Annotated in this window: 23 protein-coding genes; 7 read left to right on the top strand and 16 right to left on the bottom strand. The window is 59.4% G+C overall.

The features are described from left to right. Window positions 1-36: 36 nt before the first annotated feature. The gene (gene glgX / locus IPK32_02520; GenBank protein ID MBK8090889.1) at window positions 37-2,106 is read left to right on the top strand and encodes a glycogen debranching protein GlgX; all 2,070 of its coding nucleotides are present in this window, start codon (window positions 37-39) and stop codon (window positions 2,104-2,106) included. Window positions 2,107-2,206: 100 nt separating this feature from the next. Here glgX and IPK32_02515 read toward each other — a convergent pair whose 3' ends face one another. The 3 genes from IPK32_02515 to IPK32_02505 all read right to left on the bottom strand — a co-directional run bounded on the left by IPK32_02515 (window position 2,207) and on the right by IPK32_02505 (window position 7,085). Further along, entirely contained in the window at window positions 2,207-3,097 is an 891-nt protein-coding gene (locus tag IPK32_02515) for a hypothetical protein (protein MBK8090888.1), read from the bottom strand. 101 nt (window positions 3,098-3,198) lie between these two features. Then, window positions 3,199-6,072 (bottom strand): c-type cytochrome, encoded by a 2,874-nt coding sequence (locus IPK32_02510; GenBank protein MBK8090887.1) that lies wholly within the window; start codon window positions 6,070-6,072, stop codon window positions 3,199-3,201. A gap of 98 nt (window positions 6,073-6,170) precedes the next feature. Further along, on the bottom strand, window positions 6,171-7,085 hold the full coding sequence (locus IPK32_02505) for a sugar phosphate isomerase/epimerase (GenBank protein ID MBK8090886.1): 915 nt from the start codon (window positions 7,083-7,085) through the stop codon (window positions 6,171-6,173). 137 nt (window positions 7,086-7,222) lie between these two features. Here IPK32_02505 and IPK32_02500 point away from each other — a divergent pair, with 137 nt between their 5' ends. Together IPK32_02500 and IPK32_02495 are read left to right on the top strand one after the other, a co-directional pair. Then, window positions 7,223-8,137: a Gfo/Idh/MocA family oxidoreductase gene (locus IPK32_02500; GenBank protein MBK8090885.1), complete on the top strand. Its 915-nt coding sequence runs from the start codon at window positions 7,223-7,225 to the stop codon at window positions 8,135-8,137. After that, window positions 8,134-9,528, top strand: a complete 1,395-nt coding sequence (locus tag IPK32_02495; GenBank protein MBK8090884.1) for a hypothetical protein — start codon at window positions 8,134-8,136, stop codon at window positions 9,526-9,528. The genes IPK32_02500 and IPK32_02495 overlap by 4 nt, the downstream gene beginning before the upstream one ends. A 103-nt stretch (window positions 9,529-9,631) precedes the next feature. Here the strand turns inward: IPK32_02495 and IPK32_02490 are convergent, their stop codons facing one another. The 5 genes from IPK32_02490 to IPK32_02470 all read right to left on the bottom strand — a co-directional run bounded on the left by IPK32_02490 (window position 9,632) and on the right by IPK32_02470 (window position 13,762). Further along, the gene (locus tag IPK32_02490; protein MBK8090883.1) at window positions 9,632-10,291 is read right to left on the bottom strand and encodes a hypothetical protein; all 660 of its coding nucleotides are present in this window, start codon (window positions 10,289-10,291) and stop codon (window positions 9,632-9,634) included. Between the two features lie 224 nt (window positions 10,292-10,515). Then, on the bottom strand, window positions 10,516-10,710 hold the full coding sequence (locus tag IPK32_02485; GenBank protein MBK8090882.1) for a hypothetical protein: 195 nt from the start codon (window positions 10,708-10,710) through the stop codon (window positions 10,516-10,518). Between the two features lie 110 nt (window positions 10,711-10,820). Further along, window positions 10,821-11,171, bottom strand: a complete 351-nt coding sequence (locus IPK32_02480) for a hypothetical protein (GenBank protein MBK8090881.1) — start codon at window positions 11,169-11,171, stop codon at window positions 10,821-10,823. A 232-nt stretch (window positions 11,172-11,403) separates the two neighbouring features. Next, window positions 11,404-12,141, bottom strand: coding sequence for a PaeR7I family type II restriction endonuclease (locus IPK32_02475; protein MBK8090880.1), 738 nt, complete (start codon window positions 12,139-12,141; stop codon window positions 11,404-11,406). Window position 12,142: 1 nt separating this feature from the next. After that, window positions 12,143-13,762, bottom strand: a complete 1,620-nt coding sequence (locus IPK32_02470) for an Eco57I restriction-modification methylase domain-containing protein (protein MBK8090879.1) — start codon at window positions 13,760-13,762, stop codon at window positions 12,143-12,145. Window positions 13,763-13,963: 201 nt separating this feature from the next. Between IPK32_02470 and IPK32_02465 the strand changes: the two genes are divergently transcribed. Continuing rightward, window positions 13,964-14,107 carry a hypothetical protein gene (locus tag IPK32_02465; protein MBK8090878.1) on the top strand — a complete coding sequence of 48 codons (144 nt, stop codon included), beginning with the start codon at window positions 13,964-13,966 and terminating at the stop codon, window positions 14,105-14,107. 9 nt (window positions 14,108-14,116) lie between these two features. Here the strand turns inward: IPK32_02465 and IPK32_02460 are convergent, their stop codons facing one another. The 5 genes from IPK32_02460 to IPK32_02440 all read right to left on the bottom strand — a co-directional run bounded on the left by IPK32_02460 (window position 14,117) and on the right by IPK32_02440 (window position 21,240). After that, window positions 14,117-14,869, bottom strand: coding sequence for a L,D-transpeptidase family protein (locus IPK32_02460; protein ID MBK8090877.1), 753 nt, complete (start codon window positions 14,867-14,869; stop codon window positions 14,117-14,119). Window positions 14,870-15,403: 534 nt separating this feature from the next. After that, complete coding sequence (locus IPK32_02455) at window positions 15,404-17,569, bottom strand: BatA domain-containing protein (protein MBK8090876.1); 2,166 nt, start codon at window positions 17,567-17,569, stop codon at window positions 15,404-15,406. 163 nt (window positions 17,570-17,732) lie between these two features. After that, window positions 17,733-19,046 carry a S8 family serine peptidase gene (locus IPK32_02450; protein MBK8090875.1) on the bottom strand — a complete coding sequence of 438 codons (1,314 nt, stop codon included), beginning with the start codon at window positions 19,044-19,046 and terminating at the stop codon, window positions 17,733-17,735. Window positions 19,047-19,105: 59 nt separating this feature from the next. After that, entirely contained in the window at window positions 19,106-19,972 is an 867-nt protein-coding gene (locus tag IPK32_02445) for an aldo/keto reductase (GenBank protein MBK8090874.1), read from the bottom strand. 26 nt (window positions 19,973-19,998) lie between these two features. Beyond that, window positions 19,999-21,240: a nucleoside permease gene (locus IPK32_02440; GenBank protein MBK8090873.1), complete on the bottom strand. Its 1,242-nt coding sequence runs from the start codon at window positions 21,238-21,240 to the stop codon at window positions 19,999-20,001. A gap of 138 nt (window positions 21,241-21,378) precedes the next feature. Between IPK32_02440 and IPK32_02435 the strand changes: the two genes are divergently transcribed. Then, window positions 21,379-22,083 (top strand): DUF1080 domain-containing protein, encoded by a 705-nt coding sequence (locus IPK32_02435; GenBank protein MBK8090872.1) that lies wholly within the window; start codon window positions 21,379-21,381, stop codon window positions 22,081-22,083. A gap of 71 nt (window positions 22,084-22,154) precedes the next feature. On the opposite strand, the gene IPK32_02430 is transcribed toward IPK32_02435, so the two are convergent. Further along, a complete protein-coding gene (locus IPK32_02430; GenBank protein ID MBK8090871.1) occupies window positions 22,155-23,024 on the bottom strand; it encodes a hypothetical protein in 870 nt (289 codons plus the stop codon). Between the two features lie 96 nt (window positions 23,025-23,120). Here IPK32_02430 and IPK32_02425 point away from each other — a divergent pair, with 96 nt between their 5' ends. Further along, the gene (locus tag IPK32_02425; GenBank protein ID MBK8090870.1) at window positions 23,121-24,221 is read left to right on the top strand and encodes an aminopeptidase; all 1,101 of its coding nucleotides are present in this window, start codon (window positions 23,121-23,123) and stop codon (window positions 24,219-24,221) included. A gap of 454 nt (window positions 24,222-24,675) precedes the next feature. Here the strand turns inward: IPK32_02425 and IPK32_02420 are convergent, their stop codons facing one another. Beyond that, complete coding sequence (locus IPK32_02420; GenBank protein ID MBK8090869.1) at window positions 24,676-25,473, bottom strand: transposase; 798 nt, start codon at window positions 25,471-25,473, stop codon at window positions 24,676-24,678. After that, on the bottom strand, window positions 25,361-25,987 hold the full coding sequence (locus tag IPK32_02415) for a DUF4372 domain-containing protein (GenBank protein MBK8090868.1): 627 nt from the start codon (window positions 25,985-25,987) through the stop codon (window positions 25,361-25,363). The genes IPK32_02420 and IPK32_02415 overlap by 113 nt, the downstream gene beginning before the upstream one ends. Window positions 25,988-26,320: 333 nt before the next feature. Between IPK32_02415 and IPK32_02410 the strand changes: the two genes are divergently transcribed. Beyond that, window positions 26,321-26,632 carry an SWIB/MDM2 domain-containing protein gene (locus IPK32_02410; GenBank protein MBK8090867.1) on the top strand — a complete coding sequence of 104 codons (312 nt, stop codon included), beginning with the start codon at window positions 26,321-26,323 and terminating at the stop codon, window positions 26,630-26,632. Window positions 26,633-26,711: the final 79 nt, after the last annotated feature.

Below are 26,711 nucleotides of genomic sequence, written 5' to 3'. Positions count from 1 at the left end.
TATCCGCAGGGCTCCCAACGACATACTCTTTCTGTATTGAAGACTCAAAACCCGCCTCTCCGCCCCGGTGTCAGTTTCACTCCGGATGGAACGCGTTTTGTGGTGTGCTCTGAGCATGCTGTGGCGGTGGATGTGTGCCTCTATGCCCCCCTGGCACCTGAGAGGGAGGTGGCGCGGGCGCGGATGCAGCGTGCGGAGAATCACCTGTGGCACGTGGTCATGCCACAGGCTGCGCCGGGAATGCTCTATGGCTTTCGTGCGCACGGTGAGTGGCAGCCAGATAGAGGGCGGCGCTTTGATGGACGGAAACTGCTGCTCGATCCGTATGCACGGGCGATTTTTGGCAATCCTGACTCTGCGCCGCACATGCTCGCGGGGCCGCGCAGCCGGGATAATGGGCGTGAGGCGCTGAAATCCGTCGTTGTGGATGAATCTTACGACTGGAGGGGGGATTCGCACCTTTGCATCCCATGGCGTGACTCGGTGATCTATGAGCTGCATGTAAAGGGCTTTACCAAGACGCATCCTGGCCTGCCGGAGGAGCTGCGTGGCACCTACGCAGGCCTTTCCCACCCCGAAGTGATCGAGTACCTGCTCAGTCTCGGTGTGACCGCTGTGCAGCTACTCCCTGTGCATGCACATTTGGATGATCTCTTCCTCCTGGAGCGTGGGCTGACGAATTACTGGGGCTACAACACGCTGGGCTTCTTTGCCCCGCATGGCGAGTATGCCTCTGTGGACGATCCGCAGGCTCAGGTCAGGGAGTTCAAGGATATGGTGCGTAGCCTGCACGCAGCGGGGATCGAGGTCATTCTCGATGTGGTCTATAATCACACGGCGGAGGCCGGTGTGGAAGGTCCCATGCTCATGCTGCGTGGTCTCGATGACTCGGCCTATTATCGCCAAACTGCGGATCACAATTATGTGAACGTCACGGGGTGTGGGAACTCGGTCGATTCTGCGAGTGCGCTGGGATTACGACTCATACTGGACTCGCTGCGCTACTGGGTGACGGAGATGCACGTGGACGGATTCCGCTTCGATCTGGCGGTGACGGTGGCGCGGGATGAGCATGATGCTTTTAGCAGTTTCGCGCCATTTTTAGCTGCCGTGGAGCAGGACCCCGTGCTCTCGCGTGTGAAGCTCATCGCGGAGCCCTGGGACATCAGCCAAGCGGATAGCTACCAGGTCGGCGGCTTCCCTGCGCCGTGGCGTGAGCTGAATGGAAAATTCCGCGACACGGCACGCTGCTACTGGCGTGGTGATGCGGGGATGACGGCAGAGTTCGCGAAGCGCTTTTGTGGCAGTGAGGACATTTACGGCCCCTTGGCACGTCCACCGCTAGCTAGCGTGAATTTTATCACCTCGCACGATGGCTTCACGCTGCGGGACCTGGTCAGCTACGCAAAGAAGCACAATGAGGCCAATGGAGAGGCCAACAGGGATGGCGATGAGCATAACTTCAGTCAAAACAGAGGCGAAGAAGGCCCTACGAATGATGAAGCCATCCTGGAGCAGCGCAGTCGTGCCGCCCGTGCCCTCATGGCCACGCTGGCTCTCGCTACCGGTGTGCCGATGCTCTGCGCTGGAGATGAGCGCGGACGCACACAGCAGGGGAATAACAACGCCTACTGCCAGGACAATGCGATCAGTTGGCTCGATTGGTCCACTTGTGATGAAGTGATGCTCCGCTTCGTCCGCCGGGTGCTGGCGCTGCGGCGTGAGAGAGCTGCGCTGCGGCGAGTTGCCTTTTTCGATGGTAAAATTGATCCGCTCACCGGCTTGCGAGATGTGACTTGGCTGGAGGGAGATGGCACCTGGCTCTGCTCTGAAGAATGGCATGACCCAGCCCGCCAGCACTTCGGGGCGCTGATCGCGGGCGTCTCTGGCGAGGCTCCGCTGCTGCTGCTTTTTAACAATGATACAGCCGCATGCCAATTTCATCTGCCTGGTGACTCAGTCACGATATGGCAGCTCCTTTTCGACACGGCGCAGCCAGACTCGCACACGCGACACGCCGGGGTGGAGCTTTACGCTATGTGCGGCATGTCCATGGCCTGCTTAGAGCTCGCGGCAGGCTCTGCGCTAGATGCCGATGATGTGTGATCCTCTCTCACCAACAAAAAGGGGCGTCCAGTGAAGGACACCCCTTTTCGGGTCTTGGAGTCTGGTTTTGGAGCGTGGGCTAAAATGAGGTGAATGGGGATTACCAGCGCATACGCAAGCTGCCACGGAAGCCGCGAGTGGCATCACCTAGATCCACACCCAGGCCTACATCGAAGCGCTGCATGACGCGGAAGTAACCACCAAAATCGATTAGCTTGCTGTCATACTTATCTGCACTGCTCACCATCACACCGGCATTGAGCTCGATGGCATCCGTCAGGGCGTAGCGCAGGCCAGGGCGGGCATAAATAGCACCATCGCTGAAGCTTGCGTTACTGTTGGACGCTTTTAGGCTGGCGTAGGAGACACCGGCCTCCCCGACGAATTGCAGCTTCGGACTGACGAGTTGGGTGTGGAAGCCCACGCCTGCTTGGATCGAGGCGAAATCGTAATTGCTGCCGCCTGGGCCACTGTCAGCGCCGCTGCCCCAGTTCGCTCCGATCTTAATGTAAAGCGGCTCGAAAAGGGCCACGCTCAATGTGGCACCGATGGTGCTCGCACCTTTGAGACCCGGGGCCTTTGGATCAATGAAGCGATATGTCAGCTCGGCGTAATCATAATTGATGATGCCGGGGCCTCCACTGGGGCCAGCGACGGGGCCGCCCATCGGGGCACCGGTGTAGTTTGGATCCATCGGCGGTGGGGCACCATAGGGAGCGGTGCTCTGAGGCGGAAGTGGAGCCATATTCCCTGGAGGGGGCGGGGCAGAGTAAGGATCAATCATCGGCGGAGGTGGGGTGACACCTGGGCTGATCGAGGGGGGCGGCATGGCATTCGGGTACGCTGGCACCGTAGGCGGCGGGAGCATGGGCGGTGGGGCTACCCCCATCGTGCCATATCCTGGCGGCGGAGGTGGCATCTGGGCAAAAACGCTGTCGAGGGAGGCAAAGCCAGCGCTAGCCAAGAGAAACACGCATAAGGAACGATTCATAGAATTAGTCGAGAATTGTTAATATTTCTGACAACTTAAATAATCTATCATCACGATGACTTTCGCAAATGTTTTTTGTTCCTTTGAAATTTGGCCTCAAATCATTTCCGCCTCAGCATCACTGCCCGCACGTCTGCCAGCTCCTGTTTCAGCGCACCGTCAGGTCGTAGGATCAGCTTTTGCAGGCCGCTCTTGAGCCTGATTGTGCCGACAGATTGCTCCGCGAAGGTCTCGTACCCACCCGTAGCCCCGACGGTGCCTCTGACACGCGAGTGCTCTGTTTCCACCCAATAGGCATCCCCGGCAGAGGCCTCATCCGCTGCTAAAACCACCCCGACCTCATACTCAGCATCGCTGGGGACTTGGATCGTCCATTCGGCGACATCGGTCTCGATCCGCCAGGGGGCCAGCACATCCAAAGAGGGCCGATAAGCGAGCTTTTGGCCGTAAGTCTTCGCAGCGCTCGCTGGCAGGCTCAAAAAACCCTCTGCATCGGGCTGGATGGCGTTTTCGCCACCTACATCGACTTGGAGCAGCGTGTCGGCAGTCCAGGGCATTTTGCGATCCTTCGTTTGTTCACGCACGGCAGCGATTTGCACGGCGGAGACGGGTTGTGCCTCATTTCCCCAGGCATTGCGTATATAAGAGAGCACATCAGCCAGCTTCGCGTCATCGAGCAGCGGGTTCAGGCCTTGGCCGGGCATGGCGAGGTTCCATTTCTGACCATTGACCTCAATCTCACCATACAAACCCTGCAAAGCGATGCGGATGAGCCGCTCCGGCTCGCCCGTGACCCAAGCACTCTCCGCCAGCGGCGGTGCCACATTCGGCACGCCATAGCCTGTGGGCTGATGACAGAGGCCGCAGACGCTTTGATACACCGCCGCACCGCGTTCGATCTGCTTCTTCGCGGCTTCGCTGAGCTTTCGGGTTGTGATCGGCAAAACGTCGGCTCCTGGCCAATTCAAGGCCATGCGAAGCCTTTGAAGCCGTTCACGAGCTGCGATGTCGCGATTCGAGGCCAGTTCATCCCAAAATGCCGGTTTGGCCTTCAGCGTCACTTTAGCCAGCGAGGCGAGAAAACCGTCCAAAAGCGCCTCACGCTGCCAAATCGCCGTTTCGGCCATTTTCGCGAGAATGGCCTCCGCTTTGCCATCCATGCACGCGAGCTGCGAGAGCAATTTGAGCGTCTCCACGCGATGCGCGGTGCTTTGCGACCATTTCAGTAACAGCTCCAGCAAAGCGATCTCCTTGCCATGCAATGTCGTCATGGCGGCGACGCGGCTCAAATCATCCTCATGATGTGTGAGATGCTCTGCGATGGCTGAAAGCGGCTTCGGTGAGAGCAAAGCGTGAAGCCTTACGCTGGCATCGAGCTCATCTTTGAGCACGATTTGGGCTCCCAGCCTTGCCGCAGTGGCTCGAACACGCGAATCGGCATCCTTCGCAGCTTTATCAAGATGCTCTGGCTTGAGTTTGCCCATGCCTTCGAGCGTCCAAAGCGCGTGCAGACGATGCAGCGGCGTCTCAAAGCGATTTGGGTCACCAATGTCCTCCCCACGCTCGACCAGCAGGCGTTGCGCCGTGTTTCGCTGCCAGCCATTCGCATGCCCGAGCATCTCCACCAGACCTCCATCACTCCGATTCTCCCGTTTCTCATGCACGATGCGCCAGATGCGACCGTGGTCGTTGCCTTCGTAGAGTTTGCGTTCGGCGATCTGCTTGGTGAGCCAGGGGACGATGAAGATGACGTGCTCGATGATGCCGTGATACATGTCGGCGAGGTAAAGAGCGCCATCGGGGCCGACGCGGGCGTTCACCGGGCGGAAGCGCTCATCGGTGCTGGCGATGAGCTCCTGCTCCGGCGGAAAGAAGCGCGTGGCGTGCGGATGTACATCACCGCTGAGCTTCAAGGTGCCGACGAGATGGCCTGCGGAGTCGGGCACGAAGACATTGCCGCGCATCTCCGGCGGGAATTGATCGCCATCGTAAAAGCAGGTGCCGGAAACGATGGTGTAGGTGCGTAGGCGGCCATCATCGCGGAGTTCGAGAGCGCCGAGCGTCACCGCGGGCGTCACGCGGATGGGGAAACACTCTGCGGCATCTTTGGCGACGTTCACATTCACGCCGAAGCCACCGCGACCGCCACGCTGCGCGAGTTTGGCGAGGTTTGGGTGCCTCATCAATGCCTCGGCTGGAATGAGGTCCATGTGCATGGCGCTGTTTTCGTAGCAGGAGATGAAACGCCCAGTTTCATCAAAGCTCACTCCGAACTGGCCGCGATGCAGCGTGGTTTCGTCGATCAGCTTGCCATCTTTCCATTGGTAGCGATGCGGCCAGTCGGCGCAGTGCAGCCAGTTGTCGATGCCCCGGCGCAGGCCATTCGCCGTGTGCTGCGGATTGCCACCGACGCCCATCGTGCCGACCAGCGTGCGCTCATCGCAGCGCAGGTCGCCGTCCTTGTCAGCGCAAAACCACAGATTCGGCGGCTCTTGCAGCAAGATGCCGCCTTTCACGAAGGCGAAGCTGCGGGGCATGACGAGCTTGTCGAGGAAGACGGTGCTCTTGTCGGCCTTGCCGTCGCCGTTTTCATCCGTGAGCACGACAACGCGGCAGATCGGATCGCCTTCGCCGCTGCCCTGCACATCACGCATGTAGCCCTGATACTCGACGACCCAGATGCGCCCCTCAGGATCGAACTCGAAGAAGATCGGGCACTGCACCATCGGCTCGCAGGCGACGAGTTCTGCGCGATAACCGGGTGCGAGCTTGAAGGTCTTTGCCTCATCCTCTGGCGAAAGCACCGGTGCGGGCGGGACCTTGATGCGTTTTAGCAATTCTTCACCCTTTTCCCAATCCGCCCAGCCCGTGAGAGCCGATGCGGGTCTCGCACGCGGACGATCTGTGGGGATGCTGCCGGTTTGAGGAAAGGCTTGGCAGGAAAGCAGGAGCAGGAAGGCTAGACGCGTGAACATGAGGCTACTACGCCGACTGAGGCGTTAGATTTACGCGCTCGGTGCTCACAGTTTAGGAGTGCCGGAGGTGCGACTTCAGCGGTGATCTGGGGCGCTGATCACGCCAGCGTAGCACCCACACGCTTCAGCATGGCTTCGAGCATGCGGCCGTATTTGATGTAGCTGTCGTATTGCTCTTTGGCTTTTTGCTCGGGGCTGAGATTATCGGCGGCACCGGCTCCGTGGAAGACCACGGCCACGTGGGGCTCGATGCTGATGTAGCCTTTGTAGCCGGTCTCCACCAGGTCACGCATGATGCGCTCGGTTTGGCCTTCGCCTTCGCCGGGGAAGGTATAGGTGGCATCATTCTTCGCGACATCCCAGATGCCGTCTTTGACGTGAACGTGGGCCATGTGGGGCTTGATGGCTTGGTACATCGCCCAGGCGTCCTGCTTGTGGCCGGGACGGTCGCGGTCGTCGATGAAGACGGGATTGCCGGTGTCAAAGACCCATTTCATGCCCGGCACGGCCTCTGCCATGCGCTGCACATACGTCGGGCTCATGCCGCCCCAGTTCATGCAGTTCTCATGCACCACGGTCAGGCCAGCATCGGCGAAGCGTTTATTGATTTCGGTCATGCGGCGGATGCGCTCGGGGGCGAACTGCTCTGCATCGTCCTTGCCGTCGGTTTTGCACACGGCGTAGCTCATCACGCGGATGAGCTTGGCTCCCAGGCGCTGCATGCGCGGGATAGCGCGGCTGATTTCAGCCTCAGTGATGGAGAAGTCATCGGTGATCTTTTTGGCCCAGTTGCCGATCAGCGAGCCGAAGCCGCTGATTTTCATGCCCTTCTGCTCCAAGTGAACCACCACCTTGTCGAACACGGCGTCCGGGATCTCATGCAGGTTGCCCTTCACGCCATCGAACTCCACCGCGCGGGATTCGATGCTGTCCCAGCCAAGTTCCTGGTGGGCCTGGATTTGCACGTCGAGCGACGCGCCTGCTTCATCTGCGATTCCGGTGAGTTTGATCATGGTTGGAGTGGGGAAAAAGTGAGCCGAAGTGATGCTGCGCTAGCGCAGTGGCGCAAGCGGCGGTTTGAAGATCAAATCGAGAATTTCCGGCGTAAAGAGGCTCTATGCCATCTCCCACGACTGAAATCCGCCTCGCCATGCTCGGCATGATCGAGGGCAATGGTCACCCGTACTCATGGAGCGGCATCATCAATGGCTACGACCCCGCTGCGATGGCCCAGTGCCCCTACGCGGGCATCCCCGTGTATATGGGCAAGCAGCCGCTCGAATCCGTGCGCATCCCTGGAGCCCGCGTGACGCACATCTGGTGCGATGATCCTGCGGATGCTCCGAAAGTGGCCGCCGCCAGCCTGATCAAGCATGTGGTGGCAAAGCCGGAAGACGTCATCGGCCAGGTGGATGCGGCAGTGATCGCGACGGATGATGGCACGGATCATGTGCGCCGCGCACGGCCCTTCATCGAGGCGGGGCTGCCCGTCTTCATCGACAAACCGATGGCCACCACGCTGCCCGAGCTGCGCCAGTTCATCGAATGGCATCGCGCCGGGAAAATCATCCTCTCCACCAGTGGCATGCGCTATGCGCCGGAGATGCGGGCGGACTTTTTGCACCTGGGGGAGCTGCGCTGGATCACCAGCTTCACCTGCAAGACCTGGGAGCGCTACGGCATCCATGCGCTGGAGGCCGTGGAGCCACTGCTGGGCCCAGGATTCCTCACTGTGCAGGCCCACAGCGATGCAGGCGGCGATGTGATGCACCTCACGCATCGCAGCGGCGTGCGAGTCACCATCGGTGCCCTGCATGATGCGTATGGCAGCTTTGGCGCCGTGCATCTCTACGGCACGCAGGGCGACCTGCCGCTGAAGCTCACGGATACCTACCACGCCTTCCGGGGGCAGCTCGTGGCCTTCATCGACATGCTGCGCACCGGCGAGCGACCACTGCCCTTTGATGAAACAGTCGAGCTCATGCTCGTCATCATCGCGGGCATTCGCAGCCGCGAGCAGGGCGGCGCAGTGATTTCGCTCTCCGACATTCTTTCTCTACTATGAAACGCATCCTCTCCCTCCTACCCGCCCTCTTTCCGCTGCTGGCATCTGCCGCAGCACCACTGGATCTCGGCTCACGCTGGGAGCTCATGGTGGATGAATACCTCGTGGCGGAGAAAAATGGCGTCGCCCTGAAGCTGCATGAGCCCGTCCGTCGAGAGATCGTGCTCACCACCGATCAACCGTGGGAGGGGCCCACTTGCGGCTACTTCTCCGTCATCCAGGATGGCAAAAAAGTGCGTCTTTATTACCGAGGCTCCGCTGGCGGCAGTGATCACAGCGATGCGCAGGTCACCTGCATGGTGGAGAGCGAGGACGGCATCCATTTCACACGGCCAAAGCTCGGCCTGATCGAGGCTGGCGGCACCAAGGACAACAATGTCATCTGGCGCGGCGTCGAATCGCATAACTTCGCACCGTTTTTGGATGCCAATCCCAACGCGAAGCCCGCAGAGCGCTACAAGGCGCTCGGTGGCGTGAAGCAGCCCGGCAAAAACTGGCACCAGGGCGAGACCCCCGGCGGCCTCTACGCCTTTGCATCGCCCGATGGCATCCATTGGAAAAAGATGCAGGACACGCCCGTCATCACCAAGGGGGCCTTCGACTCGCAGAACCTCGCCTTCTGGGACAGCACGCGGAGCCGCTACGCCAGCTACAGCCGCATCTTCAGCAATAAAGTCCGCGCCATCCAGAGCAGCACCTCGGGCGACTTTTTGAGCTGGAGCGATGGCGTGCCGCACCGCTATGCCGATGGCGTGCCTGCGGAGCACTTTTACACCAGTGCCACCGTCGCGTGCCCCACCGCACCGCATCTCTTCCTGTCCTTTCCGAAGCGCTTCGCCACCACGCGTGAAAAGGTCAAAGGCCACATCGGCGGCAAAGGCGTGAGCGATGCCGTCTTCATGAGTAGCCGCGATGGCGTGATGTGGGACCGCCCCTTTCTGGAGGCCTGGGTGCGTCCAGGCCCAGATCAGCAAAACTGGACTGAGCGCAGCAACATGACCGCCTGCGGCATCTACGCATCCAGTGATACCGAGTGGTCGCTCTACATCAGTGAGCACTACCGCCATCCAGATCACCGCATCCGGCGGCTCACCGTGCGGAAGCAGGGCTTTGCCTCCATGCACGCCGATGCCAAAGGCGGCAGCTTCACCACCCATCCGCTCCGTTTCCGTGGGACAAAACTCCTGCTGAACTCCGCCACCTCCGCCACCGGCCTCATCCAGATCGACGTGCTGGACGAAAGCGGCACCGTCCTCGCCAAGTCCGCCGAAATCTACGGCGATGAGTTCCAAGCCAGCGTCCTCGATGTCACCGCACTGGCAGGCAAGACCATCCAGCTCCGCGTGCAGATGAAGGACGCCGATCTGTATGCGCTGCGCTTCGCGGAGTGAAAGAGGCTGCCCGCACCGCCTAGCGGCCAAGCACGGCCTGGTTGCGGCTGACCGAAGGGAGACCGACAGCCCTCAGGTTGCCCGTAGGGCAAGCAAAGCGCCGTCAAAGCCGCATACCGGGTGGTATGGGAGGGCTGATAGGCGCAATCCTGTCATCTCCACCCAATTCGCCTTTGGTTGGGGTGCCGGTGTTGCTCGCTGTCATTTTGGCGATGAAGTCATAATCGTGGGCAGTCGAGAGAAGGGGAAAGTCAAGTCGCTGCATGTTCCGGGATGCACGCTGGATTAGGCGTTGAAAGCTGCTGACCACAATCATACCGGCAGCATCACACGCATCGTCGTATGCGCGATCTCCGAAGGCATCAGAGGCATAAACGGCCTGCAATCTCTCCATCCCTGTCAGAATGAGTGGTGCACTGTCCTCAGACTGCCAATCGGATAGCCAGTCGAAATCCTCGTGTCCACCGTATGTGGTGTAGGCGAATAGGTCACAATACCAGCAGTCAGTGTTGATGTCGAAGCCGTTGGTCTCGGTGTAAATAGCACGAACGGGAAACAAAGCCGACTGTGAAACGATAAACTGATCGAAGTGAAAGGCCACCGCCAGAGGGTCATTGGTAAAATCCAACTCCAACGCGACATGAAAAGGTGAAGGGTCTAGCGATGCCAATCTCGAGGCAAATACATCAATACAACCATCGATGTCCCCACGCCTGAGGAGGTCGGCTGTCTCAGCTTGGAGAGTGAAGAGGAGTTTGGACATTGGTCAACGAATCTTGGGCGAACGTCGTTTAGTCACAATCAATTGTGGGCGAATCTGATTCGTGCACCGCTTTCTGTGGACGAACCGGTCCGAGACTAGCCATCTGCTTTCCCTTTGGCAAGCAACGGCTTCTCCATTGCATGCGGCATGCGAGCTCTTCCTCCTCACTCACATTTCTAGACTCACCCGCTCAGATGCAGAAGGGACAACATCTCCCACCCGCATCACACGGCGGCTGAGATGGATGTCAGCGGATTTGATCCATTCCCGCGAACGAGTTCCTCCATGAGGGAAATAAAGCCATTGATGTTCTTCCCGGCGGTGACTTCCGAATGCTCTCCTTGGTCGCTTTTGCCGATGGCGGCTCCAACCAGGTGCAGATGCAGGATTTGATCAACAAGGTGGATGAGCTGATCCATGCGCTGCAGCGGTAGTGAGAGCGCGGTTACCCGTTGGGAAAGCGAAGCTCCGTCAAAGCCGCGTGCTGTGCGAGGGGTTACAGGCGCAATCCTGTCACCTCCACCCGATTCTACATCTTCTGTATTTGAAAGTCAGCGGAGCCTTGACCGTCTTCCCTAAAAGTCATAATGAACTGCTTCTGGGCTCCTTCTGGATCATACACCCACATCTCTCTCCAAGCCTTCCTGCCCGGCTGCCCAACGGGCTGCTGGATCACGAACTTGATCACACGCTTGTTCCCACCCGCAATCTTCCGAATCGCCAAGGATGCATCCTGTGCTAGTGCCGGGTTCGCCAGAGTTCCTTCCTGCGCAACCCCGGGACGAACGGAAGACAACGGAGGAAGCTCACCCGTTGTGGAGCAGTTCGAAATGAGAATGACGCCGATAAGCGATAACGATGCAGTTAGGATTGTCTTCATTTTTGTGTAGAACGTCGTTTAGTCACAATAAATTTTGGGCGAATCCGATTCGTTCACCGTTTTCAGTGGACGAACCGGTCCGAGACTAGCCATCCGCTCTCCCTTTGGCAAGCAACGGGGCAAGCAACGGCTTCTTCATCGCATGCGGCATGCGAGTTCTTCCTCCTCACGCACATTTACTCACCCGCTCAGATGCAGAAGGGACAACAGCGGTTCGGCAATGACGAAGTCATTATTTCCGGGCTGCCGCCATCGCAATGTGGCCCGCGAAGCTGGAAACAAAGGTGGTCAGGCTCGTCATGTCGTCATGGCAGGTGAAGCGCCCGTCTTTGACGGCAGACCGAGGTGTCGCCAGGACTGTGGCGGAGGTGTAGAGCTGCTCATGCATCAGCTTTTTGCAAAGCAGGTGGTAACGGTCGAGATACGAGGCGTTTTGAAACTCAGGAAACACCGGAAAATGGGGCGAGTGATCGCGAACAGGCGCTCTCGAGGCTTCTGCATCCTCCACCAGCATCAGCCAGCCTAAGAACGGACGTGGCACGTCCCCGAAGGCACGCTCACGGTAGGCGGTCCAAAAATCATGGGCCGTGCCAATGGCTTCCTCGGCCCGATTATTGCAGTTGTTCCCGAACGACGGCCCCACCTGGGATTTGAACTCCAGCGCCGCCACCAGTGTGCCGCGATCCATGACGATCATGTCCCACAGCTTCGTCGGACGGAAAAAACCCGGGAGAGTGAGCGCCCGGCGGCTGAGATGGATGTCAGCGGATTTGAGTCCATTCCCGCGAACGAGCTCCTCCATGAGGGAAATAAAGCCATTCATGTTCTTCCCTGCGGTGACAGCAGAACGCTCTCCTTGGTCGCTTTTACCGCCGGCGGCCTGTTTGAGCTTGGCTTCATGACGTCCGCTCCAGAAGCCTTTGATGGCTTTGCTGACTTTGGTCGTGTGGTTTGCGAGAAAAAGGGCCATGTCAGGATTGCAGGTGTGGGAGGTCTTCAGCGGTCAGATCGTAGATTTTTGCCAGGAGCGGCTCGACAGGCTGTTTGTCATCGCAGAGCTTTGACTGCAACGAAGCTGCGATCTTATTCCAATGAGGGAGACGTATGCGGCGCAGATACTGGGCTTGGAAACGCAGGCAGCCACCGCGCATCTTGGTCGAGTATGCGCGAACGAAAAGACGAGCGATGCCGGACTGCAAGATCCTCTGCAATGCCTCCAGTGGCCAGTGTTTGCTGGTGATAAAGTAGAGGTTGTGGTGAGGATAGAGTTGTCCTTTCTCCAGAACGATGTTCGCCTCGCCTTTGATGTCTGGCACGAGCAGCTTGGGTATGGCACTGAGTGACGGCGTGATACGGTCGATGGTGCGATACCACGATCCGTTCGCTTTTTGGGCGCAGTGACGCTTCTGCAAGGCTTCGCGGTGGCGGTTTATATGGCGGGCAAAACGCGGGTAGGCCGAAAAGTCCGCCAGCCTGCCGTCTTCCTCGAAGGGGTTCACCACGCCGAGACCTTTCCACTGAACCTCGCCGGTGAGAATATCCTTCGTCGTCACCAACGGCAGTTTTCGTTCTTCCTCGACATCCAGTTCATCATACGGCGCGATGAATACCTTATCCGCACCGGTGGCCACGCCGATCCCGACACTGCATCCGGCTTCTTCCAGAGTTGGAAATGTGGCTTCAAGCCTGCGCACGAGCTCAAGAGACGGTTGGGCATCGGATTCCAGCAGCCAGGGTTCGTCTCCCTGCGGGCTGGTGGCCAGCATGCTCACGGTGCCGTTGTAGTTGGTCACAGGCCCTGTGAATAGTTGATGAAGCTGGCGCAGAGACTCGCTCGAAACTTCTGGCCGATGAGCCAGCAAAGGCTTTTCGTCAGACTTTCCACGCCGAATCACTGTGATGGCTGGATACGCGGTCACTTCAGACTGAAATGCGTCAGTGCCTACCATGTCCACATAATAGCGTAGCGAATAGCCGGATGAAATGAGGGCGCGAAGCGGCCTGCCGTAGCGATTCTTCATCCATCGGTCGGAGCAGATAAAGCACATCTGCCCTTCATCATTCAGAAGGCTCAGCGACTTTTCGATGAACGGCACATAGAGATCGGCACGGTCATACAGCGTCATGTAGCGCAGCCGGTATTCAGCGAGCAGATCTGCGGGAATGAGCTCTTGGCGGACATAGGGCGGATTGCCAATCACAAAGTCGAAAGCTTCGCGATCAGGCTCCAAGAGGAAATCATCGTTCTTCAACCATGCCTCCAGCAGCATCGAAATCGTTGCCGCAGGCACTTGGTGGTCTTGGAGCAGCTTTGAAAGCGTCTCACGGGTTTGTTGAAAGGTGTCGGTATGCAGTTCCACCGCACGGATAGCCGGGGCCAGCTTGTCTGCGGCGATCTTGGCGGTTTGAGCAACTTGGAGCAGCCTTTCGACTGCTCTCAGAAGAAACTCGCCACCTCCGAAAGAAGGCTCCAGCAGCCTGAGTTGCCACAAAGGCCTGTCAGGAGTGTATCCGACGAGATCCAACATGAAATCGACAACCTCAGGACGCGTGAAAATGGCTCCTCGTTCCTCGGATGGTGCCATTTTCATCTTCAGCAATGCATCGCCGACAAGCTCTTCGGCCGGGAAGAGTTCGGTGCTGCTGGAGAAGGAATGTCGGCTTTGGATGACCATGGACGATGGCATCCTTTTACAGGCAGGTCACCAGTTCAACAAGCGTTGCCTATCGTCCCCCTCATCGGGGCCGAGTTCCGTTGGTACTCATTTCCACCATCGCAAAACGCACGCAGGATGCCCGGGCGCAAGCGGTGGTGGTTCAATGTGAGCACCCTGAGCCGAAATGCCGATGGCGGCTACAACCAGGCGCAGATGCAGGATTTGATCAATAAGGAGGATGAGCTGATCCATGCGCTGATCCATGTGCTGCGGCGGTAGTGAGAGCGATCAGCGCTTCACCACGGCTTGGACGATGTGGGGATCTTTTTCGGGGTCGAGCCAGGTGATGACGCGCTCGATGTCACGCTCGGACATGGCGGTGCAGCCTGCGGTGGGGATGTCTTGGCCGAGCCAGATGTGTACGAAGATGCAGGAGCCTGCGCCGGGGATGTTGTTGGGATTGTGGCCGACGACGATGCCCCAGTTGTAGTGCCCGCGGTAGTCGGACATCAGCTCGGCATCGCCCCAGTCCATCTGCACGTCCCGGAAGTCCACGATCTGGTTGTAGTAGCGGCTTTTCGGGTCGTCGATGCCCATCATGTGGGAGGTGCAGCGGATGTAGGGCATGCGAACGATGCGCTGTTTTTGCGTGGCTCCAAAGACGGCGGGTAGTTTAAAAACTCCGGCGGGGGTGCAGCCGTCGCCTTCTTTTTTCCGCCGCCAGCCACTGGGGAGTCTGCTGGGGTGCAGGCCGGTGCCCCAGGCCATGCCTTTGCGCCCGATTTTGACGGGGATGGCGGGTTGCACGGGCTGCCAGCCTTTGCGCGGCACACGCTCGAGCATCCAGAGCTGCGCGGAGGTGGTCTTTTGGCTGCTAGCGACGGTGTAGAGCACTTGCTTGCACTTTTTCGGCAGGGCAGCGGCGAAGGACTCGGGCAGGGGCGGTGGTGACTCGGCGGCGGACATGACGGTGAAGAGTGAGAGAGCTGCGAGAGTGGCCAAGACGCCCCATCGGAGCGGTGATCGGCTTTTCGTGTGCATGCGCTGGATGAAACACGCTGGCTCCTCTCTGCGCAAGCCTGCCTTCTCGTGGCTAGACCGGTTTCTCAAAATGCCTGTCCGATTCCCGGCGGCGGGGCAGCCTCGTTGGCGGCGTCATTCCCTCGTCAGCTATTGTTCCAATAGCCTCCTCGCTCTTTCCTTGCCACTGAGGCCGCCGCGCTCGCCGTTCATTTCAGACATTCATTTTGAGAATCGGTCTAAAGGCGCGGGTGCAGGGAACTTAAGTCCGAGTTTCTTTGAGCCGCCGTATCCTCCCGAAGAACTTGAATTTTTATCCACCGATTTCTCAGATGACGCAGATGGGCTTCCATCTGTGAAATCTGCGCAATCTGTGGATACACTCAAAAGTTACTCTCCGTCCCACAATCAAGCGGCCTTGGGTTCCGGTGCTCTGTGGTGAATCCCTTGGGCCTACCACAGGGCACAGAGGAACACAGAGTTTTTGCAACGGCATCAAGTGCCTACCTTTCCCCATGCACCTCGCAGCGGAGGCTGGGGCATGTCTGGGGGCTCTCAACTGCGGGCGATGCGCTGCTGGAGGAGGACTTCGAGGAAGAGGAGGGCGAGGAGGGCAATGAGGAGGGGCTGCCAGAGCTCGCTGCCGTGGCGGCGGGTGCGGTCGAGGGCCTGGTAGGCTGGGAGGGAGTCGGCGAAGGCGGCTTCGTGCCGTGTGGCGATTTTTTGGATGTCTTCGCTGGCGAGCGGCTGGAGGTCGCTTTCGCTGTTGTCGGTGTTGAAGGCGAGGAAGGTGATTTTTTCGGTGCCGAGCTGCTGGAGCTGGAAAATGCCGGGTTGGGCGATGGGCGGGCTTTGGATGAAGACTTGGTCGCCCTGCTGCTGACTCTTTAAGGTCTGTGTTTGGCCGGTGGGATCGCGCAGGGTGTATTCGGAGCCGAGTTGAGCTTTTTCGAGGTTCACGCGGATGGTGCTGCCGACGAGCTGCCATGCGGGGGCGCTGCCTTCGGTGGCGAGGTAAGTGGTGAGGCGCTGCATGAGGGGGACGAAGAAGGGCTGGAGCGGCAGATTGCTCCATTCGGCATTGGCGGTGGTGGCGGCGGCGATGACGCGGCCCTGGCCGAGTTTTTTCTCGATGAGCAGGGGAGCGTTGCGGTCGAGATTGAGGATGCGCTGGGTTTGCTGCTGGGCATCGCTGTTGGCGGCGAATTCGAACCAGTGGCGGAATTCGGCATCTTGGAGGCGGCCGCCGCGTGTGTCATTGAAGTAGAGGACGCTGGGGTGGGTGAGGCGCTGCATGAGCAGGTGTGCGGGGGCGTCTGCGGCCTCGGCGCGGGCTTGGCCGGTGATGGCGGCGGGGAGGAGGCCTGTGCCGTTTTTAAAGAGCTCGCGATTGTACCAGGTGATGTCGCAGTCTGGTCCGGCGAAGATGAGGAGTCCGCCGCCGCCGTTCACGAATTGCGTGAGGTCGGTGAGGGAGCGGCCTTGGAGTTTATCGACGTTGGCGAGGATGATGACTTCGGTTTGCTTGAAGTCGTCTGGGCGGAGACGGCGTGCATCGACTGTGCGGGTGCGGATGAGGTCTTTGAGCGAATTGGCAGCTGCGGTGTGCGGGGTGAGGGCGAGCGCGAGGAAGTCGGTGGCACCTTCGAGCGGGACGCTGCTGGGCTTGCCATCGATGAGCAGGACGTTGAGCTGATTGCGCACTTGGACGATGCTGTGGAAGGCGTTGTCGTCGCTGAAGCTGTCGCCTTCGAGCCGGACGGAGAGGGCGTGGTCGCCGACTTTGTCAAAGGCGTGGGTGAAGGAGAGTACGGCCTCGCCTTCGGGGGCGAGGGAGACGCGGGCGGTGCGTAGGCGTGCGCCATCGGCCTCCAGATGGACGGGGATGTCCTGCCAGGGGCGTTTGCCGTGGTTTTTGATGCGGACGCGGAGGCCGATGGGCTGTGTCTCGGCGGCGACGAGGGCGGAGAGGTCGGCGCTGGCGATGCTGAGATTCTCCGCGAGGTCACTGCCGATGCGGTAGAAGGTGATTTGTGGCCGTGGCTCCTGCTTGGAGAGATTTTCCAATGCGGGGAGTGCGGCGCCGTCGGCGATGGCTTTCCAGTCGGCGGATTGGAAGTCGGAGACGATGACGACCTCGCGTGCGGCAGTGGGGGCATCTTTTAAGGCGGAGGTGGCGGCCTGGAAGGCGTCATTGGCAGAGACGGGGCCGGACATGGAGGGCACGTCGCTGAGTTTCTTTGGCAGAATATCGAGCGCGGTGGTGGGCTGATCGAGCAGTCGGCGCGGGGTGCCGCCGGTGAGCACGACTTGAGCGGCGGAGCCGCTGGGCAGTGCCTCGGTGATCTGCTGGAGGTCTGCGCGGGCGGCATCTGCCACGGTGGCGCTGGGTGTGGCAGATTTCTCCGCCGGTGCACGCATGGAGAAGGAGTCATCGAGCATGACGATGAGCGATGAACTGCCGAGCCCGAGGCTGCGCAGCGCCGTGAGCACGGGGCGGGCGAGGCAGAGCGCGAGGATGATGGGGATGCAGACGCGGGTGAGGAGCAGGAGGAGCTGCTCGATTTTCATTTTGCGCTTCCGCTGGCGGATGACCTCGTGCAGCAGGTGCATGGCCCCCCAGCGCACGGTGACGACCTTCCGCTTATTGAGAAGGTGAATGAGTAGGGGGATGAGAAAGGCGGCAGCTCCGGCGAGGAGGGCGATATTGAGGAACGTCATGGGCGCTGGGCGATGCGGAGCGTCGAGGGACTAGTGGGCAAAAACGGGGCGTGAGGGACAATGCAAGGTGCCTCAGGCAGATGGCGTGCGGTGTATGCCACGGCCATCTGGTGCGGCAAAGGGAGAAACGCCACTTTTGCAGCCTTCCTTCGCCGGGATGTCATCACGGGAGGTGCAGGATGCCTGCGCCGACGGCGGTGGCGGGTGCTCCGGTGGGGCGTGCATTGCGGGTGATGATCTGGGAGATGTTCTGCGCCTGGTATCCACGCCCTAGGAGGTAGGCCACTGCTCCGCTGGTCAATGCGGCGGACTGGGAGGTGCCACTGCCGATGACGATGCGCTGATCCGTGTAGGCTGAGATGATGCCGACACCCGGTGCGGCCACGCTGAGCCCCTGACCGGAGTTTGAGAACCAGGCCTGCCGTCCTGCGGCATCCACCGCAGCGACGCTGATGACGCCGGGGATACCTGCGGGGTAGGAGAGCATGTTTTGCTGCTCATTGCCTGCGGCGGCGATGACGACCACGCCCTGAGAAAGGGCGTATTGCACGGCGTTTTCCAGCACAGGGCTGCTCTGGGAGGACCCGAGGCTGATATTGATGACTTTGGCTCCATCTTGCACGGCGCGGACGATGCCGCTGGAGAGCAGGGCGGTGTTGCTGCTGCCTTTGGCGTCTGTGACACGGATGTCGATCAAATCAGCGGCGGGAGATACGCCTGCGGCGGTGCCATCACGTCCGGCGATGAGTGAGGCCATCGCTGTGCCATGCCCGTGCGGGGCAGAACCATCACCGACGAGGTCGATGTGGCTTTTCACCGCTCCATTGAGCGCGGGATGATCTGTGATGCCGCTATCGAGCACGGCGACGGTGATGCCTTTGCCCCAGCCGCTGCGATTCGCCGCTGCGCCGATGAGATCGAGCCCCTGGGAGAGGAATTTCGTGTCGCCACCGGCATTGGAGCCGTCTTTTTGCGGCTGTGCAGCGGGTAAGCCGGGGATGCGTGTGACCCAATTCGGCCCAGCGTGAGCGAGCTCTTCTGCGTGATCGCGTACATCGGCCAGGAGCCCCGCGAGGTCGCGGTAGCGCACCCGAGCCGTGAGCAAGGTGGGATCGATCCCGATGATCTCCAGCCCCTGAGCCGCCGCACGGGCACGAAAGGCCGCGAGCGCTGCTTGATTGCGAAAAGTCAGCAAAGCCTCACCCGGCACCGCATGCGGATGTGCGAGTGCCTGGGCGAGATCCTTAGCCGGATCGACGGGAGCTGCCGTGACAGTTTGGAGTCGGTCCGTATTCAAAGCGCCACTCGGCGGCGGAGTGGAGGCACGCGCGGCTTTTTTCGGTGCCGACCGGGCCTCTGTGACGGCGGGAGTAGGCAAATCGCTGGAGCCCAGCATCTCTCGAAACAGCCACCCAAGCGCTAGAACCATCAAAGCGATGGCGCAGGCAAAAAGAAAGGTGACAACACGGCGAGGCATGATGCCGCAAAACTACGGGGGAAATGCATCCATGGTCAAGGCTCGATACGTCGAGCACATCACAGCTTTGGCCAAAAAGCGGGCTGGATGACGGAGTCGGGGATGCTGGGACGCTCACGCAGCCAGCGCAGGGCTAGCTCGCGGTGGGACTCTGCCTCATGGGCGAGAGCGGCGCTGGAGCGTGCCTGGGCGGCGTTTTCTGCACCGAGGAGGATGATCGCCTCATCAAGCGTGGCTCCATAGGCCAGGGCGAGCGTGGCTGGCGTGATGGCATGTCGGTGGCAAAAATCATGCAGCGCACGCAGCGCCATCTCGGCCCCAGGGATGCGCTGGGAGCGCTCATGGTCCGGTGGCAGAAAAAACAGGCCTTGGAGGAAAATGGAGCGCACAAACACCGTCACGCCGCGCTCGCGGGCGAGTCGCAGCACGCCTGCGTCTGCATGCGTGTTGTCAAAGAGGTTACTCTGGATCTGTAGGCAGCGCATACCGGCCTGGATGCCGCGAAGGGCGATCTGCGGTGTGTAGCAGGAGATGCCGACGCTTTGCACGCCATCTGTGGCGGTTAGCGCCGCGAAGTCAGCAAAGCGCGGATGATCAATGTCTTTCTCTTGATGCAGCAAAACGGCCTCCACCTGGTCGCGACGCAGTTTTTCGAGCGCGGAGGCTAATTGCGTCTGCGGAGTGATTTTTTCATCCAGCACGAATTTTGTCGCGATGCACGGTGCAGGGCCGCTCCAGGCCTGGGGGAGCAGTTTTCCGATCACGGACTCGCTTTGGCCATACGCAGCGGCGGTATCGAGCCAGCGCATGCCGCTCTCACAGGCCGCACGTAGGATGTCTGCCGCGGCGGACTCATCAGGCATGCCCGCTGTATTGGCGATGCCATACGGCATGCCGAGCTGCACGGTGCCGAGAGCGAGCTGCATCGGAGTTTGGGGCCAATAGATACGACTTAGTGCTTCACATCCACATTGGAGGACAGCTCCTTCGGCGGCCAGAAGGCAATGGCGAGCAGCACCGAGGCCGCTAGCGCAAGTCCGGTAGGCCACAGGAAGAGCTCGCGGTAGTTCACGCTGCCGTCAGCGGCAGTGAGCTTTGCCTGAAGCGGGATGAAGAACCACTTCGCCGCGAAATCGCCGACACCGAGCACCAGCAGATTAAAGAGCCCCTGGGCACTGGTGCGCACGTCTTTCGGGAAGGCCGCGTCGATGAAAATGTACAGCGTGGCAAAGAAGAACGCATAGCAAATGCCATGCAGCACCTGCACGGCGATGATCATGAGCTGATTCTGCGGCATGAAGGCAAAGATGGCGAAGCGTGCCGCATGGCCCAGGATACCGAGCGTCATCGTCGTCTTCCAGCCCAGGCGTGCCAGCACACCACCTAGCACGGCCATGGTCAGAATCTCGGCGATCTGGCCGATGCTCATCACCGGCATGATCCACTCCGGCTTGATACCGACCACGCTGCTACCGAGGAAGCCACCTGCCATGAGGAAGTAGCCATTATGAATGGTGGAGTCGATGAAGGTGACGATGAACAGCACGAGCAAGAAGGGCTTGCCCAAGTAGCTAGCCGCACTCAGCCAGGCAAAGCGGCCACTGCCTTCTGCCGCAGGCTTTGGCGGTGTGTGTGGCAGCCCCAGGCTAAAGAAAGCGAGCACCAGCGAGGACACGCCCGAGACGAGGAAAATATTCCGACTGGCCGCGACGGCATCCACGCCCGACTTGCCCTGAAGGATGAAGTAGAGGGGCCATGCCGCGAGAATCCAGCCGATGGTGCCGCCCATGCGCACGAGTCCGTATTCCTTCTGCGCATTTTGCAGATGGGTGAAGGCCAGGGTATTCGCCACCGAGATGGTGGGCACATAAAAGAGCGAGTGCACCAGCATCAGCGCAAAGAAGGTGGGGAAGTCACGCACCCAATACATCCCCAGGATCGAAAGCCCGCCGATGAAGTGGCTGAAGGCCATGAACTTCTCTGCCGAGAAATTCCGGTCTGCGAACTGATTGCTGAAAAAGATGCCCACGATCGAGGCGATCGCGAAAGCACTGCCTACCCACGCGACCTGTGTGTCCGTGAAATTGAGTCCATCTTTGCCCATGTAACCCCAAATCAGCGGCAGCCATGCCCCCCAGATGAAGAATTCCAAGATCATCATGACAAAGAGCTTTTTCGCGGCGGGTGATTTCATAAAGAGGGAGCGAGGCTAGGGAGAGGGGCCTTTATTGGCAAGACAAAAGAGCACGCGGCAGATCCATGGAGCACGCGATGAGGTCTTTGACGCTTCGGATGATAGTTTGGTGATAATGTCGGCGTTCCTCGCAGCCCTATGATGAATTGCAGCACCCTTTTTCCCGCCATCGTCCTGTCCGCAGGTCTGTTTTATGTATCCGCATTGGCAGAGGAGGGGAAGGATGGCTGGAAGGCGCTCTTCGCGGATGGCACACTCTCTGGCGGTCAGGTCGTGAGCGGCACTGCCTCGTATAAAGTGGAAGACGGCGTGTTGGTGGGCACCACCACGGATGGCAGCCCGAACTCCTTCCTCATGGTCGGGCCGTATAAGGATTTCGAGCTCGAATTCGATGTGAAGGTCGATGATGCGCTGAACTCCGGTGTGCAGGTCCGCAGCCATTTGGCCAAAGAGGGTGATCCCGCGCCAGAAGGCAGCAAAAATAGCAAACCACTGCCCGCAGGCCGACTCTATGGCCCGCAGTGCGAGATCGCAGTGAATGGCACAGCGGGTGATTTTTATGATGAAGCCCGCCGCGGCACCTGGTGGAGCATTTTGACCAAAACAGAAGCCGTGCGCTCGGATGCTGCCAAAGCCGCCTTCAAAAAAGGTGAGTGGAATCACTACCGCATCGCCGTGAAGGGCGATCACTACCAGAGCTGGGTCAATGACGTCCCCACCGCCGATTTCACCCAACCCGGCGACCCCGAAGGCTTCATCGGCTTCCAAGTCCACGGCATCAAAAAAGGCGATGGCCCCTACACCGTGCGCTGGAAGAACGTGAAAGTGCGGGAGACGAAGTGAGGTAGTTGTTCGAGGTTCGCCGTTCGCTATTTTCGGCATCGGAGCCGTTCACGGCTGAAACATGCCATGAATCATGGGCTCGAGCAGGACGTCTCTTGAGGCAGCTCGATGCGAGCGAGCTCCCCAGTCTCAGCAAAGAGCAAGCGGGCACTCTGGCCAGCCACGAGTGGCATGGTGACGATGAAGCATTTCCGCTCACGCCCCGCCATCTCGACGGTGGCCTCGTGGGCCGTGAAAAGCGTCTCGCTGGCAGTAGCGGGTGTGTTTTCGCCTGCGGTGGTGCTCGTATCGGCTGCTGGCATGCCTGCCAATGGGCCGAGCACACCCGCTAAGGCACCGAGTCCGCCGCTTTTACCGATCATGCCGCCACTCAGAGCCGTGAGGATGCCGAGCTGGGATGGATCAATGAGGCTGCGGCCATCTTGCGTGACAGAGACGGCGGGGAGTTTTTGGCCCTTCTCCCAAAACACACGGGCCTGCACCTTCTCACGCTGCATCGAGGAGAGGAACTCCGCGCGGCTCCACTCACCCTGCGTGTCGATGCGGCCACTGATCTCCCAGGTGATGTCCATGCGGGCGGCGTTCTCCTGGAGCCGCTCGATGAGCCCACGGGCCATGAGCTCGTAGCCCTCGGGTGCGCTGATCGGGCTGGATTTCTGGCCCGTGATGCTCATGCTGGCGTGTCCGATTTTTTCACCCCGGTGGTGCAGGTGCAGCGTCACGGCCTGCTGGCTGGCCTGCTTCAAAAAGAGGTCAAAGACATAGCGCGGCGGCACCTCGGAGAGCGTGGACTCATGGGGGAAATACGTGTCACGCACCAGCAGAGCGGCCATCACCGCCCAGAACAGAATCGCCAGTGCCGAAAGGAGCCGCCAGAACATGACGCGGATGCTGGCGCAGAGAAAAGCACCGCGCCAGTGCGAAAGTGCTGCCGGAACCACGACTCACCACAGCAGGCCAGAACAGGGTAGGGGAGATGATTCCCATGCGAAAAAAACCTTTCCGCACCGTGCCTGCTTGCCACTGTAGCCGCATCTATGCACGACCCACGTATCGACGCCCTCTCCCGCCAGCTTGTCCGTTATTCCACCAAAGTAAAAAAAGGCGATTTCGTCTGGATCGACCTCTTTGATGTACCGAGCTACGTCGGCCAGTCCCTCATCCGCGAAGTCGTCGCCGCAGGTGGCAAGCCCATGGTCCGCCTCAACGACGCCCTCATCACCCGCGAGCAGATGATCCATGCCGATGCCGGTCAATACGACCTCATCGCACAAAACACCCTCGCCTTGATGAAGAAAACGCAGTGCTACATCGCCGTGCGTGGAAGTCATAACATCACCGAGTCCAGCGATGTCCCTGCGGACAAAATGCAGATGGTCATGAAGAAAATGCGTCCCGTGCAGAATCAGCGCGTCGGCAAGACCCGCTGGGTCGTCCTGCGCTGGCCCACCAGCAGCATGGCGCAGCAGGCCGGCATGAGCACCCAGGCCTTTGAGGACTTCTTCTTCCGCGTCTGCCTGCTCGATTACGCCGCGCTGGAGCCCGCCATGAAGTCCCTGCAAAAGCTCATGGACAAAACCAGCCAAGTCCACATCACCGGCCCCGGCACCGATCTCAAATTCAGCCTCAAAGGCCTCAAATCCATCCCCTGCGGCGGTGGGCACAACATCCCCGATGGCGAGTGCTTCTCCGCACCCGTGAAAGACAGCGTGGAGGGCGTCATCAGCTACAACGCACCCTCCATTTACCAAGGCATCGCCTTTGACAGCGTGAAGCTCGAGTTCAGCAAAGGCAAGATCGTCAAAGCCACCGCCAACAACACCGCCGCGATCAATAAGATCCTCGATAGCGACAAAGGTGCCCGCTACATCGGCGAATTCGCCATCGGCTTTAACCGCGAGATCAAAGAGCCCATGCGCGACATCCTTTTCGACGAAAAAATCGCCGGCAGCTTCCACTTCACCCCAGGGCAGGCCTATGAAGGCGTCGCCGACAACGGCAACCGCAGCCAAGTCCACTGGGACCTCGTCAACATCCAGCGCCCCGAATACGGCGGCGGCGAAATCCGCTTCGACGGCCAGCTCATCCGCAAAGACGGCCAATTCACCCTCCCCGAGCTCAAAGCCCTCAACTACTAAGCCACAAGCCGCCATCGGAGCCCCCTCAAGCAACTGGGAACACCGTGAAGGTTGAGGGAAAGGTTGCGGTGGGTTAGCATTCGTTTAGCCAGCGCTAATAAATTCAGTGCTAAGCCTAAAAATAAGGCTTAGTACTAATTCATAGCAAGTTGTTCAGAACGAACCCCGTCCTACTAAAAGCTGTGAAGGTCAAAACTTAACTCCGCTCGCCCCTGGCCGCAGATTGGGGGACATCTCACAGTGAATTTTCCAGCTATGAGCTTCATCGGCCTCAGATTATAAAATTCACCACACAGCCACCCCATAGCCTTCGGAAAATGATGGGCAAGCTGGTGGTTTACGAAGGGAGGGTGGTTTAGAAGCGGAGCAGGGCGAGTAAGTTTTTATGGCCTGAAGCGCGGCTGTGCAGGCAAATCACGCGGGTGCTGTCCCATGAGATCGTGTGCCTGCAGGCTCAAACCCTGGCAACCACGAGGTATGCGGGCTGCCGAGCATCTTGAAACTGCCACCTGCTGTCCCATAGCTTTGTAAAACGCCAAGCAGATCGAGCCGTTCCCACATCGCCGCGCTCTACACCACGAAGAGCCGCGTGAAGCTGTGGCCCCACAGGCTCATGTGCGCGGCGAAGCGCAGCAGCACATACACCAGCAGCGCCGTCCACACCTGCCAGCGAATCGCGTTGGCGTTGTGACCCAAAAAGTCGCCGAGCTTGAGCGTCTGCTTCACCTGCTTGAAGAACACCTTGATGTCCCAGCGGGCGCGGTAGAACCGAGCAGCCCGGCGGGCTGCGAGATAGACGGCGAGGAACGAGCAGCCCGCAGGAGCCGTGAGGCGGCGACTGAGTCAAGTCGCAGACGCTGCGAGGACTCCAGTTGGTGTTGTTGTTGCTGATGAAGACCATCAGGCGCTTCTCACCCTCTACCTCCACCCAGGCCTCGACCCGCCGCACGCTCAATCCGGAGAACGGCTTCCACTTTGTCGCGGTGAGCTTGACGATCTGATCCTTCACAATGCCGCAGCCATTGATCACTGGCAGGTTGCGCAGGACGCGGTAGTAAAAGTTGTCCTTGGCGCGGGTGACCCACTGCACGCCGCGCAAATCGAGATCATGCAGGTGGGCGAAATCCACGTAAGCCTTGTCAAAGACGACCACCTCGCCCTCCAACAGACCAGCGCATAGCTCGCGGGCGCGCTTGTTGTCGTGCTCGCCGGCGCTGCCCACGATGGCGAAGGTGAGCAGGAAGCTGTTCAAAGCTCAAGCTCAAGCTCAGGTGCATCTTGGCGGCGGCCTTGCTGCGGCGGTGTCTGGCCCAACCCATGCAGTTGGCCACCAGCTCCATCACGGTGGAATCGACGGCATGTATCCTCACTTTGAAACGGTGAAGCGGAGCGCGTGAACCGCCGCCTGGCCGCTGGGAGCCAAAGCTCGCATCGCAATGGTGCAGATGTTCCAGCGTGCGCCAGAAGACCAGCTCGGTGAAGAGTGCGTCGCGCTCCTTGTTGGCGTAGGAGAGGTTGTTGCGCGAGGGCGGGGTGAGGCCGAAGGCGGCGATGGCGCGGGTCTTGAGCCGCAACCAGTCGCAGATGTCGTTGCGGCTCAGAGCGTGGACGAGCTGGGCGAAGATCATCGTGCCGAGGAGGCTCAGGGCACTGAAGGTTCGCGCCTTGGCATCCACGCCGGTCTCCCTGGCGGCGGTGCTGATGATACTGCGCGGTATGAGCTTGAGTATCTGGCCGAGAACGTTGATGTGGTGGCTGGGTGGCATGGGTGGCATGTGTGTGTTTTGGTTTTGACATCGCACTCCAAATCAAACCGCTGATCGCTCTCAGTCAGCATACTTCACACCCTTCTGCACGACCACCCTATGGGATGGCTGTGTATTCGCTAAGTTGTCAAAATATTACCGCGCTGAAAGGTAATGGAGGCAAAATTCAAGATAAAAACTTTTTGATCTCAGAAATGACTCCTTTAAAAAATGACCAAGCCCTGAAGGTTTTTTGAGGGCAAAATCCAAAAAATAAGAAAGTTCTCCGTGATTTTTAACCGCCTTATAATCTTGTATTGACACAAAGAGCGTTTCGCTGCCAGAATCGCGTCCATGGCCACCAAATCCACCTCTAAGAAGCCGGCCGCCAAAGCCGCTAAACCCAAAGCAAAACGTAAAGTGAACCCCGCGCTGATGAAGCCGGTCCAGCCCGATGATGTGCTGGCCGCTGTTGTCGGCTCCGCTCCTCTTGCACGCGGTCCCCTGACCAAGAAAATCTGGGACTACATCAAGAAGAACGGTCTCCAGGACCAGAAGAACAAGCGCAATATCAACGCGGACGCCAAACTCAAGGCTGTGTTCAATGGCAAAGCTACTGTGACGATGTTTGAGATGACCAAGCTGGTGAATAAGCACATCAAATAATCATCGTTAACACCAATCACTCCAATTATCGGGCGGCAGGAAACTGCTGTCCGATTTTTTTAGTTTCACGATAGGTTAC

This window comes from Verrucomicrobiaceae bacterium (assembly GCA_016713035.1).
GTDB lineage: Bacteria > Verrucomicrobiota > Verrucomicrobiia > Verrucomicrobiales > Verrucomicrobiaceae > Prosthecobacter.
The sequence above is the reverse complement of the archived record's forward strand: the minus strand, read 5'-3'. Positions and strand labels throughout refer to the sequence as shown.

What these genes read in the sequence shown, in the direction of transcription:
- IPK32_02475 (MBK8090880.1), bottom strand. Translation starts at nt 12,141, where the DNA reads ATGGCCCTTTTTCTCGCAAACCACACGACCAAAGTCAGCAAAGCCATC.
- IPK32_02445 (MBK8090874.1), bottom strand. Translation starts at nt 19,972, where the DNA reads ATGCAGCTCGCTCTCGGCACCGTGCAGCTCGGCATGCCGTATGGCATC.
- IPK32_02450 (MBK8090875.1), bottom strand. Translation starts at nt 19,046, where the DNA reads ATGCCTCGCCGTGTTGTCACCTTTCTTTTTGCCTGCGCCATCGCTTTG.
- IPK32_02410 (MBK8090867.1), top strand. Translation starts at nt 26,321, where the DNA reads ATGGCCACCAAATCCACCTCTAAGAAGCCGGCCGCCAAAGCCGCTAAA.
- IPK32_02505 (MBK8090886.1), bottom strand. Translation starts at nt 7,085, where the DNA reads ATGATCAAACTCACCGGAATCGCAGATGAAGCAGGCGCGTCGCTCGAC.
- IPK32_02460 (MBK8090877.1), bottom strand. Translation starts at nt 14,869, where the DNA reads ATGCACACGAAAAGCCGATCACCGCTCCGATGGGGCGTCTTGGCCACT.
- IPK32_02510 (MBK8090887.1), bottom strand. Translation starts at nt 6,072, where the DNA reads ATGTTCACGCGTCTAGCCTTCCTGCTCCTGCTTTCCTGCCAAGCCTTT.
- IPK32_02470 (MBK8090879.1), bottom strand. Translation starts at nt 13,762, where the DNA reads ATGAAAATGGCACCATCCGAGGAACGAGGAGCCATTTTCACGCGTCCT.
- IPK32_02515 (MBK8090888.1), bottom strand. Translation starts at nt 3,097, where the DNA reads ATGAATCGTTCCTTATGCGTGTTTCTCTTGGCTAGCGCTGGCTTTGCC.
- IPK32_02495 (MBK8090884.1), top strand. Translation starts at nt 8,134, where the DNA reads ATGAAACGCATCCTCTCCCTCCTACCCGCCCTCTTTCCGCTGCTGGCA.
- IPK32_02425 (MBK8090870.1), top strand. Translation starts at nt 23,121, where the DNA reads ATGCACGACCCACGTATCGACGCCCTCTCCCGCCAGCTTGTCCGTTAT.
- IPK32_02435 (MBK8090872.1), top strand. Translation starts at nt 21,379, where the DNA reads ATGATGAATTGCAGCACCCTTTTTCCCGCCATCGTCCTGTCCGCAGGT.
- IPK32_02485 (MBK8090882.1), bottom strand. Translation starts at nt 10,710, where the DNA reads ATGGATCAGCTCATCCACCTTGTTGATCAAATCCTGCATCTGCACCTG.
- IPK32_02490 (MBK8090883.1), bottom strand. Translation starts at nt 10,291, where the DNA reads ATGTCCAAACTCCTCTTCACTCTCCAAGCTGAGACAGCCGACCTCCTC.
- IPK32_02465 (MBK8090878.1), top strand. Translation starts at nt 13,964, where the DNA reads ATGCCCGGGCGCAAGCGGTGGTGGTTCAATGTGAGCACCCTGAGCCGA.
- IPK32_02500 (MBK8090885.1), top strand. Translation starts at nt 7,223, where the DNA reads ATGCTCGGCATGATCGAGGGCAATGGTCACCCGTACTCATGGAGCGGC.
- IPK32_02455 (MBK8090876.1), bottom strand. Translation starts at nt 17,569, where the DNA reads ATGACGTTCCTCAATATCGCCCTCCTCGCCGGAGCTGCCGCCTTTCTC.
- IPK32_02480 (MBK8090881.1), bottom strand. Translation starts at nt 11,171, where the DNA reads ATGAAGACAATCCTAACTGCATCGTTATCGCTTATCGGCGTCATTCTC.
- IPK32_02440 (MBK8090873.1), bottom strand. Translation starts at nt 21,240, where the DNA reads ATGAAATCACCCGCCGCGAAAAAGCTCTTTGTCATGATGATCTTGGAA.
- IPK32_02415 (MBK8090868.1), bottom strand. Translation starts at nt 25,987, where the DNA reads ATGCCACCCAGCCACCACATCAACGTTCTCGGCCAGATACTCAAGCTC.